Here is a 14,058-nt window from a genome sequence, read left to right on the forward strand (position 1 = left end):
AGGTTCCTCAGAACTGGAAGTACAGGAACGGCGAGAAGCTGGCCGCCGAGAGTTTGAGAATCGAGGCCACGAACATCAGCAGGATCAGGGCGCGCATGGCGTAGCGCGACCAGTCGGCGGTCCAGTAGGCAGGCTGGACCTGCGCATCGGTACCGACGATGTAGCCCGGTTGATGAATGCTGCCCGGCTGGTCACCCGGTACGGCCTTGATCAAGCCAGGCACTGCCGAAGCAGGGCCGTCGGTTTGAGCCGGCGTGTCACCTTTAGGTTTCTCTGGTGCGCGGTTGCGGTAGAAGTCACGCAGGCCGAAGAACGCCAGGGTGATGTACGCCACGATCAGGGTCGCAACCTGCAGGCCGGTGAGGCTTGCGCGGTTGAGGTCCGACAGCTGCCATTCGCTGAAGCTGAACATCGCGCCGTACATACGGGCGGCAACGTGCAGGTTCTCGGCGCGGAAGATCACCCAGCCCATCACCACCAGCAGGAAGGTGAAGGCCCAGCGCACCACGTTGAAGGTCTTGGGCGCGGTGTTGATGCCCAGCGCCTTTTCAATCGCCAGCCACACACCGTGCCAGGCACCCCAGACGATGTAGGTGATGTTGGCGCCGTGCCAAAGGCCGCCCAGCAGCATGGTCAGGAACAGGTTGCGATAGGTCGCGACCTTGCCGCCGCGGTTGCCGCCCAGGGTGATGTACAGGTAGTCACGCAGCCAGGTGGAGAGGCTGATGTGCCAGCGACGCCAGAACTCGGTGATCGACTGGCTGACGTAAGGCTGCTTGAAGTTTTCCATGAAGCGGAAACCCATCATCAGGCCCAGGCCGATGGCCATGTCGCTGTAACCGGAGAAGTCGAAATACAGCTGCGCGGTGTAGGCCAGTGCGCCAAGCCAGGCATCGCCCGTGGTCGGGTTCTGCAGGGCGAAGCAGTGGTCGGCCACCACCGCCAGGGTGTCGGCGATGAAGACTTTCTTGATGAAACCCTGCATGAACCGCGTGCAGCCTTCGCTGAACTTGTCGAGCGTGTGGGTGCGGTTGTTGAACTGGTCCACCAGGTCGCGGAAGCGCAGTACCGGACCTGCAATGAGGTGCGGGAAGATCGCCACGAACGCCGCGAAGTCGATCAGGTTGCGGGTCGCCGGCGTATCGCCACGGTAGACGTCGATGATGTAGCTGATGGACTCGAAGATGTAGAACGAGATACCGATCGGCAACAGCACGTGGGTCAGGATGAACGGCTCAAGACCGAACGAGGTCATGATCGCGTTGAGGCTGTCCACGCCGAAGTTGGCGTACTTGAAGTAGCCCAGGATGCACAGGTCGACCGCCACACCCAGCAGCAGCCAACGCTGTGCGGGTTTGGTCCGGACCCCGGCGGCGCCTACGCGCAGGCCGATCCAGTAGTTCCACAGTGTCACGGCTGCGAACAGTGCCAGGAAGTCCACTCGCCACCACGCGTAGAACACGTAGCTGGCCACCAGCAGCAACAGGTTGCGGTAGCGGTTTCCGCTCACGTAGTACAAGCCGAGGAACACCGGCAAGAACAGGAACAGGAACACGTTGGATGAGAAAACCATCCTTATCTCTCCAGTTGTCCAACATCAAGGGCCAAAGCCCCCCCAAACCCCCCATGAAAAATCGGAGGGGTGAAACATTTCCAACCTCACCGCGACCCTGTAGGAGTGAGCTTGCTCGCGATAGCGGTGTGTCAGTCACCGTTGTGTCGAGCAGGCCGACGAATCGCGAGCAAGCTCACTCCTACAGGGGAGGTGTCGTTTCTACGAACCGCCTTTCTCGCCTTTCTCGTGAGAAGGGTCATAGGTGCGGGTCATGTCGCCGCCCAGCCGGAAGTTCTTGAACGGCTGCATCTTGTGCTTGCGCTCGAGCACGTCCGGGCCGCAGTCGTAGAGCGAGCAGTAGGGTTCGAGCCAAGCGAATTTCATGTCGGTTTTCAGATCCGTCATGTCTTGCTGCTGGCCGTCACGCGCCTGGAATTCGCTGCCCGAGTTCTGCACGCCTGCCAGCACCCGGTCACCCAGTCGCTTGAGTGCGCCGTTGTTTTCAGGACGCAGATCGACACCGTTGGCCTGGGCGAAACTGGCGATCATCGCCAGCGGCGGCAGGGCGTAGTTGTGGTACGCCAGCGCGCGTTGCTTGCGCTTGAGCTCGTTAGGCAAGAAGCCCTGCGGGTCGACCTGGTTGGCCGCGACCTTGAACTCCTTCACCGACCAGTCGAACAGGTCGCGGCGGTTGGTCGCCACGGCGGTGGACATCACCGACCAGGCAGCCCAGTAGGAGTGGTTGTTGATCTTGTCCAGCGGCAGGTTGCTCCAGTCGCTGACCACCTGATCGGCCAGTTTGCTGAACCAGGCCTCGATCACCTGCGCGTCCTGGCCACGGGTGGCCAGCGGGTGCGAATCGGAGAACTTCAGGCGCAGGTAGGACGACGACATGCTGCCCAGCGCCCATTTGCGCATGGACTTGCCGGTGTGGTTGAAGTCCTTGGATTCCAATGCATCGGCTTTTGCCCAGGTGGTGAGCATGCCCAGCGCGCAATCCAGTTGCTCGGGACGACCGTCGCGCATGTACTGCATCACCACCTTGCTGGTGTTGCGCTCCATGGTGGTGATGTCTTTGGTGGTGTCACGGAAGGCTTTTTCCGAGGCCACGTTCAGCGTCGCGCGGGCCTTGTCCGAACCCTCGTACTTGCTGCGAAACTGCAGCGAGCCGGTGTAGGGCTGGGGCGTGGCGTCACAGGAGAACTTGTTCTCGCCGGTCTTGAATTTCTCGACACCCTCGTAATAGCCCTGGGGCGGTACGAGGGTCGAGGCGGCACTGGCGCTGGTGGCGAACGTCGATGCAGACAGCACCGCCAGCGACAGAAGGGTTGGGAGCATCAGTTTTGGAGTGTGCATATGAGCCTCATAACCCGGCTTGCGCGGTTTGATGCGCGACATTCGGGAACACGTTGCGTTTGCATACTTTCGCTTCGACTTCCTGCGGCGCAGTGCCTGCTTCAGGGCCCTGCACTTCCAGTGCGAGCAATTGCTGGTCAGCCCAGTCCTTGTCGTCGCGCAGTTCGAAGGAGAAGCGCCCGTCGGTTTCGGATGTTTCAGGTTTTTCGATCTTCAGGTCTTCGTGGCGGCCGTTCATGTACCAGAGGCGCGCCTGAAGGGTTTTCACCGAGGTGTCGGCGAACTTGATGTCGATCTGGTTGCTGCCGTTGCGCACATCCTTGATGCCGTTTTTGCCGTTGACCAACAGTTCGTTGGTGCCTGGCTTGAGGGTGGTCTTGGTGCTCATCAGCGCCGGTTTGCCTTCGCAGCCGTTGTCCAGCAGCGACATCATCTGGCGGTAGATGGTCTCCTGGTCCAGGCGGTAGAGCGGCGAGAATTCCCAGATGAGAATCTTCGGCGGATGCTGCTGGAAGTCGTCGCTGCCCAGGTACTGCAGCATCGAACCTTCAAGGCCGCCGCCGGGGAAGGCGACGTTCAGCACGTCGGCGCCGATGTACTCCTGCAGGAAGCCTGCGAAGTTGTAGTTCTTGCCACTGTGACTGGTACCGACCAGGGTGATTTCCGGGTTGCCGGAATCGCCGAACAGGTCGCCGTCGCCCGCTTCGCCTTTAGGTTCGGTCTCGAACTGATCCATGTACTGGATGGCGTAGCTGGTGCCGCACAATTGACCGGCCATGTTGTGCAGAGTGCCCTTCTTGCCCATGCGACCTGACAGGTGGGTCTCGAATTCGCGCTTGGGAATGTCCTTGAAGGCCGCCATCTTGTGCACCGAGTCGGCCACGATCTTCGCGGTGCGCTGGGCGCCGTACGGGGTCCAGTGCTGGTCGCCGCGGAAGTAGAAATCGTGGGCCTGCTGCTCGTTGGTCAGAGGCGAAAGGTCAGGCACGGTGTAGCCCATCTTCGCGAAGCGGCCGAGCATGGCCTGGTAGTTGCGCAGGGCCGTGTTGTAGTCGAACTTGTCGCGCTCGGCCGGGAACAGCTTGTTGCGATCGACCAGGCCGCGGGTCGGCTGATAGACCACCACCAGTTCCACACCCTTGCTCTTGAACGCATCGTGCAGCTCTTGCATGCGACGGTAGCCTTCGGGGGTGGTGTCGAACTCGGTGCGCAAGTCCTCGCGAGTACGGAACAGCCAGTCGCCCTGGGCCTGTACCAGCGTGGTGAAGTTCTGCTGGTAGCGGCTGACGTAGTTCTTCTCGTCATGAGCTTCGGGGCAGAGGCTGCAGCAAGGCTCGGCGGTGAAGTTCGGCGTCGCGGCATCGGCGGCGTAGGCTGCGTTGCTTGCAGCCAGCATCACCAATGTAGCCGCTGCGGTGAGGCCGGAAAGGCTGAGCAGTTTGATCAAATGTGCGTGCATAGAAATATCTTCCTCAGTCCCGGAGTTGTTTCTGGCTTTCAACCGGGTCGATCAACACGGCTTTCTGTTGGCGCACCAGCAGGTCGAGGATCTCGTCCTGGCGCTCGCCCAGTACACCGTTGAAGCTGATCCCGCTGCTCTTGGTCGGTGCCAGCATCGACACCTTGTACAGCTCGACACTCAGTGGCGAGTCGATGGACAGCGGGCCTGAACCGTTGGAGGTCAGCTCGCCGCCGACCATGATCAGCGACACTTCGGCGTCGAACGGGTCGAGCTTGATGTCGCGGTCGGTGTCGGAGAGGTCCTTGATGTGGCCGTAGACGCCCATCAGGCCATTGCCCACCGCCAGGTTCTCGTACAGCTTGATGTTGGTGCTGTTGCGAACGCGGATGCCGTGGCGCTTGTTGGCGAACACACGGTTGCCCCACAGCAGGTTGTCGGCACTTTCGTACAAGGTGATGCCGTCGGTGTGGTTGCGGTAGATCTCGTTGTAGGCCACCAGGTTGTTGACGCTGTTACGGTCCAGGACGACGCCGGAGAGGTGGTTCTCGAAGCTCTTGTTGTTGATGATGAAGCTGTCGTTCACCTCACGGGAGATGATGATCCCGTGCTTCTTCCTGGTCCCGTAGACGGTGTTCTCGGCGATGATCAGGCCGTGGGAACGGTCGTGCGGGTCGATGCCGTAGACGATGTTGTCGCGGTAGGTGTTGCCCTTGACCACGAAGTCCCGGGTTTCATAGCAGTAGTAGCCGTACCACATGTCCGAGAACTCGGAGTTGACGATCCAGCCGGTCGGATCCGGGCGGTTCATCTGCGCCTTCATGTTCGGCGTGTACTGGGAAATACTCAGCCCGTACGACTTGCTGTTGTTGTACCCCAGGCTCGCCACCTTGGTGTTGAACATGTAGGTCTGGCTGCCGCCCCAGGACAGCAGGAACGGACGGAATTCCTTCGGCGTCTTGTACAGCGACGGGCCGTTGGTTTTCTCGCTCCAGCCGGTCAGCCGGGTGTCGGCCATGAACAGCTGGTTGTCATTGACCAGAAACGCACCGGCTTCCTGGGACAGGCGCAGTTCGCGGGTGGTCTTGTCGACTTCCAGGATGCCTTTTTTGCCGACCACGATCGGCAGACGCGCCAGATACACGCCCGGCGAGGTTTCGCTCAGGTACTGTTTGGGCACCTTTTTGGCGAGTTCCTGCAGGTTCATGTAGCCGTCATCGACGAAGATCGCCTGCGGGATGCCGTGCTGACGCGCAACCCATTCGGCCATCTTGTTGTCGCCGCCGATGAATTCCTTCAGCGCGTCTTCCTGCATCATGCGGCGGATCGAAACCTTGCCCGCCTTGCTGCGCACGATCTTCTTCTGCATCGCCTGCTGGGTGTAGCCCGACAGGTCCGGCAGCTTGGGCTTGTCCATCATCAGCGGCTCAACGGGTGGGCTGGTGATGGTGTAGGTCTTGGCCTGATGCAGGCCCTTGACGACGTCCTCGCCAGCCGCCGGTTGCGCGGCCGCAGCGGGCGCCGCCGGAGCGGTGTTGGCCATGGCCCAGGGGCTGGCCAGCAGCAGGGCGCTGCTGAGCAACGCGCTTTCCAGCAGCGCGTGGGGCCAGGCCCTGTGGCGCACATTGTTTATATGGCTGTTCATGTCATTGCACTCTCATCAACCTGAATACCGACCTCTAAGCGCACGCACCCGTAGCAGCACGGCTTGCCGGCGGTAGCGATCTTGCGGACGTCCCCGCCGGCAAGCCGTGCTGCTACGGGGGTGGTGTGAGCCTTGGTCGTCATCAGAAGCGCCAGATGACGTCGACGATGGCGCGGTGCATGTAGGTGTCCACACCGCTGCCGTACGCATCGCCGGGTTTGAACACGCCTGCGCGCAGGCGAATCAGCGCCGAAGGCTCGTCGAAGGACTGGCTCACCGAAGCGGGCAGCAGGCCCTGCTTGAAGTACTTGGTGACCACCAGGTCCATCTCCTGACCCAGGTCCTTGTTGCCGTCTTCCATCGGCAGCGAGGTGAAGGTGGAGACGCCATCGGCATCCACGCTTTCGCTGGCCGGGTTGACGCCCGCGCCACCGATGCCGGCGTGGCCGTCAACGCGGCGGAACTTGTGGTAGATCAGCGAGGCGTCGTAGTCCTCCTGCATCTGCCAGGAGGCGAACAGCGAGCCGGATTCCACATTGGCCATTTCGCCCTGGAAGGCTTCACCGAAGCGATGCACGCGCGAGCGGGTGCCGGTCCAGTTCGAGCGGTTGCTCTCAAGGCCGTTCTGCTCGTAGTTCTTGCTGGCACGCGAATAGGCGCCGCCGACTTGCCATTGCGGATCGAGACGGAACCGCAGGCCAAGGTCAGTAGCCCAGCCGCTGACGTGGCTGCTGTCTTTCTGGCCGGCCAGGAACTGGTCGGTGGTCGCGTCGTAGGCCGAGCCGATCTGATCGCGGTTACCGGTCAGCCAGGTGAGGCTTCCCCAGTAGTTCACGGTGTTCAGGTTGCGGTAGTTGTAGGCATCGCTGTTGGCCTGAAGACCGAGCCAGGTCAGGTCGCCACGAGTGGTCTTGTCCAGGTCGTCGATGGCCTCGCCCTGATGTTTCAGGCTGCCGCCGTCATGGCTGTGGTGGGCACGGATGCCGGCCCACTGGCCTGGCGTCCACTGGTATTCCACATCGCCAAAGACGTGCTGGCGATCCTTGTCCTGGGCCGACAGTTCGGTGAGGTCGGTGCGGTATTCGCTGAAGCGCTGGGCGGCGCCGACTTCGGCCTTGAGCAAGGTGGTGTCGAAGGTCCAGTTCAGCGCTTCGATGTTGGTGTCGTGCCACTGGCCGTCGTCGTTGCGCAGGCGCTGGCGACCGAGTTTCAGAATCTCGCCGGGGTAGGGCGTGAAGCCGCTGTAGCCGATCCAGAATTCACGCAGGGCCGCGTAGCTGTCATCCACTTCACGGCTGCTGGAGGTCTTGCGTACGCGCTGGGTGGTCTGGCCGTTGGCGTCGGTGGCCTGCTGGTCCAGCGGGTCGGTCTGGATGGTGTCAGTGGCGGTCACCACCTGGCCCATCGCGTAGCCGCTCCAGTTGCCCCATTCGCCATACATCCACGGGCGCAGGTCCAGGCCGACACCGTTGACGTCGCCACCGCCACGGGTGCCCAGGTCACGGTCGTCTTCCATCTGGCCGGTGGCTTTGACTTCGATGCCGAAGTTCTGGCTGTCAGTCAGGGCAGCGAGGGTAGGCGTGGCCCAGATCAGGGTGAAACCCAGACCCAGTCCGGCCGCCATCAGAGGGTTCAACTTAAGCTTCATAGGGGTGCGTCCTCGCCGTCTTTTTCTTCTTGCAGGGCCTGCATGGCCAGGGCGTTCTGCGCCGTGGTGCCACGCACCTGCTGTTCGCGTTGCAGCAGGCTCTGGGCCTGGGCGCGTTTCTCGGGCGGCAGTTGGTCATTGAGTTGCTGGGCAAGGTCCGCTGCCTGCGGAGTGCCCTGGGCCTGTGCGAGCTGGCCGAAGACCCAGGCGTTGACCGGATCGGGCTTGATGCCCTTGCCCTGGGAGAACAACTGCGCCAGGGCGTAGTCGGCGCTGTTCTGGCCACCGCGTGCGGAGGTCAGCAGTTCGTTCACCGCTTTCTGCGGATCGGGGTTGCCCAGGTAGCCACGGCGGTACAACTGGCCCAGGTAGTAGTGCGCGGAAATCTGCGTCGGGGCGGCCTTGAGCAAGTGCTCCTCGGCTTTCTTCGCGTCCGGCAGCACCAGCTTGCCTTCGTAGTAGACCTTGCCGAGCAACAGTTCGGCGCGGGGCTGGTCAGCGGCACGGCCGTTGTCCAGGTACTCCATCATCTTGTTGACGTCACCCAGTTCGGGATAGTCGTAGAGCAACTGCGCCAGGCTCACCCAGGACGCCGGGTAGCCAGGCGCGACTTTCTCCAGCAACTGCTGGGCGGTCTTCTCGTCGGGCTTGCCGAGGGTCGAATCGGCCAGCACACGGGCGACGGTGTCGACACGCATGGCCGGCACGCTGCCGGTGGCATAGCCGCTTTCCATCTGCTTGAGCAGCTCGGCCTGTTTGTCGGCTTCGCCGCGCTTCTGATAGACGGTGGCCAGCTCCATGTAGCAGACGTCGTTGGTGCGCAGCGCCTGTTTGCAGATGCTTTCGACTTCACCCAGATGCTGGTCGTAGGTGCCTTGGGTGCGATACAGCAGCACCTGGGCCAGGCCCGCTTCCGGGTAACCCTGGGCGCGCCAGTCGTTGATCTTCTGCTGTGCATTCACGTTGGGGAACGTGTGCGGGTATTGCAGGTAAAGCATCGCCAGTGGAATCAGCGTGCCGGCTTCGCCATTGGCGAACGCCTTCTGCAACAGGCCCTCGGCTTCGCGCTGCTCGGCCTCGGTGGAGTTGGGCTTGACCGCCAGCAGCTTGCCCAGGCGCGATTGCGCCCGTGGCGAGGTCTGGGCGGCGGCGCGGTAAGTCGCCTCGGCCTGCTTGATGAGTTCCGGGTCGCGGGTGCCGACCTGGATATCGGCCAGGCCAACCTGTGCGTCGCTGTAACCCATATCAGCCAGCTGGCGATAGTTCTGTTCTGCCAGCGTGGTGTCGCCGCGCTTGAGGGCTTCGTTGGCCAGGCGCTGGTCGGGCAGATTGATACCGCACCCGCCCAGTCCCAAGGCGATGGCCAAGCCCAGCAACGCCGGGGCGGATACGCTTCGTAGAGGGCCAGTCATGTTCAGAGACCTGCAGCAGTGGCTTTGTCGATCAGCCAGTTCAGGGAAGGGCCGCGATCGCTGACCACTTCCACCGGACGACCGGCCAGGTTGCTGTTGATCGACTCGTCAGGCTTGATCTGCACGCGGATATCGGACGACAGGTCAGCCGGGCTCAGGGCGGTGGAGCTGACGATGTGGCCGCTGTGGGTAGCGTCTTCGCCGGCGATCTGGAAGTTCACGCGGGCACCGGGTTGCACTTCGGCGAACTGGCGATAGGTGAAGCGTGCATCGACGTTGGCGGCGACGTTGCGCGGCACCAGTTGGAAGATCACCTGGCCTTTGCTGGCGTACTGACCGTCAGCCACCAGTTGCTTGGCGACGATGCAATCACACGGGCTGGTCATGGTGCCGGCCAGTTGGCGGCCGAACAGCTCTTCGATCTTGGCCGGCTGCATTTCGTCCGGGTCCAGGTTGCCCTTGAGCATGTCCAGCATGCTGGTGTTGAAGGTCGCCAGTGGCGCGCCTTTGGCAACTTCACCGTTCGGGCCGATCAGGCTGGTCACGGTGCCTTCGCGAGGCATGGTCACGTCCATGCTCGGCACGCTGACAAGGCCCGAAGTGGAGTGGCTGACGAAGTACATGCCGTACACCGACTTGGCGACGAAACCGAAGGCCACCAGGCCAACCACGAAGATACCGGCGCTGAAGGTGACCGCACGCAGGCGACCGAAGGCGCTCATGCCACCGCCGTTGTCCTTGACCTTGCGCGCCTTGGTGAAGTTGTCGCGCTGCAGGGTAGCGAGCACTTCGCCCATGCTGACGATCTCACCGGACAGGTGCGAGGTGATGAGGTGGCGCAGGGTGGCGATGTCCTGGGCTTCCAGATGCTGGAACTGGCAACCGACGCGGCCGCTGGCAGGATCGAACGCACGTACTTGCAGTTCGACGTCCATCGCCAGGCCCAGGTTGTCGATCAGGAACTGCATGCGGCCCTTGATGACTTCGCCCACGACGGGCTTCACGCCGGCCGGGGTGATGTAGCTCAGGCCACCTGCGGACAGGTCTTCGATACGCACCAGCGGCGCGTTCGGCTGGCCATTGAGCAGGCGCAGCTTGGCGGGAATCTTGATCCGGGCATGCTGGCGCTGGGCTTCGGATTCATGGACGACGTTTGCATTGACGGCGGTATTCATGGCTTTTGTTCCTGATTAATCGAGTTGATCCATTGGCGCGGTCTAGAGACCCGGTCAAACCATTGTCAGCAGCACGGCAACGAAGATGCTGCCAGCCGAGAAAGTCATGGTTCGAGACGACCAGGTGTTGAACCAACCCTGGAAGCTGGCCATGTCGCGGCTCAGTTTGGTGTCCTGGCGAGTCCAGGACTGACGATCGAGGCGGAAGAAGACGTAGATCTTCATCAGTGCGCCGACGATCTGGTTGTAATAGAGAATCGCTGGGTACGCGGGGCCGATGGAGTGGCCGGAGCAGGACAGCAGCAGCGTCAGAATCAGACGCGTGATGCCGATCCACAGCAGGTACACCAGCAGGAAGGCGACGCCGTATTTGAAGGCAGCGAGCATGGCCACGGTCAGGCCCAGGATCGAGGTCCACATCGACACGCGCTGGTCGAACAGCACGATGCTGGTGAACACACCCAGGCGACGCACGCCCAGGCCCAGGGCGCGGGAGTTCTGGCGCAGGTTGTTGCCGTACCAGCGGTACATCAGCTTGCGGCTGGCCTTGACGAAGCTCTTCTCCGGCGGGTGCTCGACGGTGTTGATCGCCGCATCCGGCACGTAGAAAGTGTCGTAGCCCAGGCGCATCAGGCTGAACCAGCTGGACTTATCGTCGCCGGTCAGGAACTTGAAGCGGCCAAGACGCCAGTGTTCGAGCTGGTCGTTCTCGACGTCGGCGATGAAGTCCGGGTCGGTGACCACGGTGGCGCGGAACACCGACATGCGGCCGGTCATGGTCAGCACGCGCTTGGACAGGGCCATCGAGCACATGTTGATGTGGCGCTGGGCGAAGCGCAGCTTGTGCCACTCGCTCATGATGTAGCCGCCGCGCACTTCGCAGAATTCGTTGGTGGTCAGGCCGCCCACATTGGGGAACAGCTGGAACCACGGCACGGTCTTGCGCACCACGCCTTCGGCCAGCACGGTGTCACCGTCGATCACGGCCGCCACGGCACGGTCATCGGGCATGTGGCGGGAGATCGCACGGAAGCCAAAGGCCAGGCCGTCGCGCTTGCCGGTACCGGCGATGCGCACGAAGTCCAGGGTCACGTGCTCGGGCGGGTTGGCCTTGGCCCACAGCGCCTTGATGAGCAGTTCGTCGGACATCTCCACCAGCGAGCAGACGATCGTGGTGGGGTAGCCGCAGGCAATCGCCTCGCGAATCACCGAGCTGTAGACCTGAGCGGTGGTCAGCGCGTCGATACGAAAGCTGGTGACCATCAGGAACACGTGGGATGGATCGGACGCCTTGCCCAGCTTGCGCACCTTGCGGCGCAGGTGCGGGTAGACGATGTAGAGAAAGATCATGCCGCGCACAAAGTGCGTTGCGCCCATCGAGTAACGCCAGATACCGACGATACCGACCAGGAAAATAAAGTCCTTCGACTGCGAGTCGAACAGGGAGACCGGCAACGCCATGGCAATGGCGGCCAGCAAACTTAAATAAAACAGCCATCCGGCGGCCTGGAGAAAGCCGTGTTTGAGCCTTTGCATAGTTCGTATCCCGTGAAATCAGTTGCAAGCCGCGAGCTTCAAGCTGCGGGCCCATGGGTAAACCCATGGACCTGCAACCTGGAGCTGGCTTTGAACTTGTCGCTTGAAGCTTGCCGCTTGCGGCTGGTTTACCAGCAGATACCTTCGGTGCGGCCGTTCTCGTCGGTGGTGCCTTTCATGAAGCCGACCAGATCGATGACGCGCTTGCCCGCAGGCGCGTTGTTGGCCAGTGCACGGAAGCGCTCGTCACGGTTGCCCAGGATGATCACGTCGGAGTTGTCGACCACTGCGTCAAAGTCCGAGTTGAGCAGGGACGAGACGTGAGGGATCTTGGACTCGATGTAGTCCTTGTTGGCGCCGTGAACACGGGCGTATTCGACGTTGGCGTCGTAGATGCTCAGGTCGAAACCCTTGCCGATCAGCATCTCGGCAAGTTCGACCAGCGGGCTTTCGCGCAGGTCGTCGGTGCCGGCCTTGAAGCTCAGGCCCAGCAGGGCAACCTTGCGGGTGTCGCTGGCGGCGACGATGTCGAACGCGTTCTGCACCTGGGACACGTTGCTGCGCATCAGCGAGTTGAGCAGCGGCGCTTCGATGTCCAGGGAGCTTGCGCGGTAGGTCAGGGCGCGAACGTCCTTGGGCAGGCACGAACCACCGAAGGCGAAGCCTGGGCGCATGTAGTACTGCGACAGGTTCAGGGCCTTGTCCTGGCAGACCACTTCCATCACTTCGCGACCGTCGACGCCGACCGCCTTGGCGATGTTGCCGATTTCGTTGGCGAAGGTGACCTTGGTCGCGTGCCAGACGTTGCAGGTGTACTTGATCATCTCGGCGACGGCGATGTCCTTGCGGATGATCGGTGCGTCGAGTTCTTCGTACAGCGACTGCAGCACGTCACCGGAGGCCTTGTCGAACTCGCCGATCACGGTCATCGGTGGGTGGTCGTAGTCCTTGATCGCGGTGCTTTCACGCAGGAACTCAGGGTTGACCGCAACGCCGAAGTCGACGCCGGCCTTCTTGCCCGAGCAGTCTTCCAGGATCGGGATGACGACGTTGGCGACGGTACCCGGCAGCACGGTGCTGCGCACGACGATGGTGTGACGGGAGGTTTTTTCACGCAGGACGAAGCCGATTTCACGGCACACGGACTCGATGAAATCCAGCTCCAGGTCGCCGTTCTTCTTGCTTGGCGTGCCCACGCAGATCATCGACAGGTCGGTGGCGCGAATCGCTTCGGAAAAATCGGTAGTGCCGCGCAGTTTGCCGGTCTTGATACCGTTCTGCAGAAGCTCGCCCAGGCCCGGTTCCACGATTGGAGACTTGCCCTGGTTGATCAGGTCGATCTTGGCGCTGGAGATATCCACACCGACAACATCATGACCGCGCGCAGAGAGGCAACCAGCACATACTGCACCGACATAGCCCAAACCAAAGATGCTGATATGCATCGTAATCTCCTCGATTTTTACGCCATTAGTTGGCTGGATATAAATACTGTCTAACTAATTTCGCGCACTCGTCCGCACGGCAAGTTAATGTCGTGGCACAAGCACAGGCAGAATTTAAACAGGGGCGACCTGATATTCAGGAGGGCCCGAATTTTACCGGTTACAAGCGTCGGGTAGCCCATACATAGGTATGCAGGTTCCCGATCTGGGATATGGCATAACACTCCAGCGGGTGGTGGCGATTCGCTGCCGCGCCTCTGGCTCAGGGCTTTTGGCCATGATTCAGTAACATCCTGCTCGTCAGTGACTGCTGGCACCCTTTCGGTGCTTGCTCATTAGTTCAACTAGCTTGGCGGGTCACTCCTTGCCCGTACCAATTGACCGGATGGTCTAACTACGTTGAAACCTAACTCCGTATTCCGTCCTGTCGTTATGTAAGAGATGTCTCACACGGTGGACGAGAATTGTTACGGGATGTAGGAGCGTGGGCCTTCCCCATAAGTTCCTGACCTTTCGTCCTCATTTTGAGATTTCTTGAAAACATTTTCATTTTCAGCGTAGTTGCACTCTGATGGCATTTTCCGTTTCGCCCTTAGTTATAAAGGGTTTACAGGTGGCTCATGCAAGTGTGCCATTAGTGAGAAAAACCAAAATGCCACCATCAAAAAATCGTGTTAATTTTTTGAGAAAAAAGTGGGGAACCCGAAGGGTGACTGATTGTTGGCGTCAGAGGTCTGACGAAGTATGCCGTTCGTCTGCGCGAACGGGTGGCAAGGAACTTAGTTGAGGGCTTAGTTGATGGCTTTTTTATTCTGAAGCAACACTGA

Annotated in this window: 9 protein-coding genes; all 9 read right to left on the minus strand. The window is 61.2% G+C overall.

Annotation, left to right across the window (positions count from 1 at the left end; translation table 11 throughout):
- Positions 1-7: 7 nt before the first annotated feature.
- Complete coding sequence (locus tag NPS29_RS23490; RefSeq protein WP_274135474.1) at positions 8-1,573, minus strand: MBOAT family O-acyltransferase; 1,566 nt, start codon at positions 1,571-1,573, stop codon at positions 8-10.
- Positions 1,574-1,774: 201 nt separating this feature from the next.
- Positions 1,775-2,911: a mannuronate-specific alginate lyase gene (locus tag NPS29_RS23495; protein ID WP_274135475.1), complete on the minus strand. Its 1,137-nt coding sequence runs from the start codon at positions 2,909-2,911 to the stop codon at positions 1,775-1,777.
- Positions 2,912-2,918: 7 nt separating this feature from the next.
- On the minus strand, positions 2,919-4,370 hold the full coding sequence (locus tag NPS29_RS23500; RefSeq protein WP_274135476.1) for an alginate O-acetyltransferase: 1,452 nt from the start codon (positions 4,368-4,370) through the stop codon (positions 2,919-2,921).
- Between the two features lie 13 nt (positions 4,371-4,383).
- Entirely contained in the window at positions 4,384-6,015 is a 1,632-nt protein-coding gene (gene algG, locus NPS29_RS23505; RefSeq protein WP_274135477.1) for a mannuronan 5-epimerase AlgG, read from the minus strand.
- A gap of 142 nt (positions 6,016-6,157) precedes the next feature.
- On the minus strand, positions 6,158-7,663 hold the full coding sequence (locus NPS29_RS23510; protein WP_274135478.1) for an alginate export family protein: 1,506 nt from the start codon (positions 7,661-7,663) through the stop codon (positions 6,158-6,160).
- Positions 7,660-9,075 carry an alginate biosynthesis TPR repeat lipoprotein AlgK gene (algK, locus tag NPS29_RS23515; protein ID WP_274135479.1) on the minus strand — a complete coding sequence of 472 codons (1,416 nt, stop codon included), beginning with the start codon at positions 9,073-9,075 and terminating at the stop codon, positions 7,660-7,662. Before algK ends, NPS29_RS23510 begins: the two co-directional genes overlap by 4 nt.
- A 2-nt stretch (positions 9,076-9,077) precedes the next feature.
- Complete coding sequence (locus NPS29_RS23520; RefSeq protein ID WP_274135480.1) at positions 9,078-10,250, minus strand: PilZ domain-containing protein; 1,173 nt, start codon at positions 10,248-10,250, stop codon at positions 9,078-9,080.
- 54 nt (positions 10,251-10,304) lie between these two features.
- Positions 10,305-11,786 (minus strand): mannuronan synthase, encoded by a 1,482-nt coding sequence (gene alg8, locus NPS29_RS23525; protein WP_274135482.1) that lies wholly within the window; start codon positions 11,784-11,786, stop codon positions 10,305-10,307.
- A 128-nt stretch (positions 11,787-11,914) separates the two neighbouring features.
- On the minus strand, positions 11,915-13,231 hold the full coding sequence (locus NPS29_RS23530; protein ID WP_274135483.1) for a nucleotide sugar dehydrogenase: 1,317 nt from the start codon (positions 13,229-13,231) through the stop codon (positions 11,915-11,917).
- Between the last annotated feature and the right edge of the window lie 827 nt (positions 13,232-14,058).

The organism is Pseudomonas putida, from assembly GCF_028682175.1.
GTDB classification, from domain to species: Bacteria; Pseudomonadota; Gammaproteobacteria; order Pseudomonadales; family Pseudomonadaceae; genus Aquipseudomonas; species Aquipseudomonas putida_AD.

Bases quoted from the DNA above. Each gene is read 5' to 3' on its own strand.
- NPS29_RS23500 (WP_274135476.1), bottom strand. From the start codon at position 4,370: ATGCACGCACATTTGATCAAACTGCTCAGCCTTTCCGGCCTCACCGCA.
- NPS29_RS23490 (WP_274135474.1), bottom strand. From the start codon at position 1,573: ATGGTTTTCTCATCCAACGTGTTCCTGTTCCTGTTCTTGCCGGTGTTC.
- NPS29_RS23510 (WP_274135478.1), bottom strand. From the start codon at position 7,663: ATGAAGCTTAAGTTGAACCCTCTGATGGCGGCCGGACTGGGTCTGGGT.
- algG (WP_274135477.1), bottom strand. From the start codon at position 6,015: ATGAACAGCCATATAAACAATGTGCGCCACAGGGCCTGGCCCCACGCG.
- algK (WP_274135479.1), bottom strand. From the start codon at position 9,075: ATGACTGGCCCTCTACGAAGCGTATCCGCCCCGGCGTTGCTGGGCTTG.
- alg8 (WP_274135482.1), bottom strand. From the start codon at position 11,786: ATGCAAAGGCTCAAACACGGCTTTCTCCAGGCCGCCGGATGGCTGTTT.
- NPS29_RS23520 (WP_274135480.1), bottom strand. From the start codon at position 10,250: ATGAATACCGCCGTCAATGCAAACGTCGTCCATGAATCCGAAGCCCAG.
- NPS29_RS23495 (WP_274135475.1), bottom strand. From the start codon at position 2,911: ATGCACACTCCAAAACTGATGCTCCCAACCCTTCTGTCGCTGGCGGTG.
- NPS29_RS23530 (WP_274135483.1), bottom strand. From the start codon at position 13,231: ATGCATATCAGCATCTTTGGTTTGGGCTATGTCGGTGCAGTATGTGCT.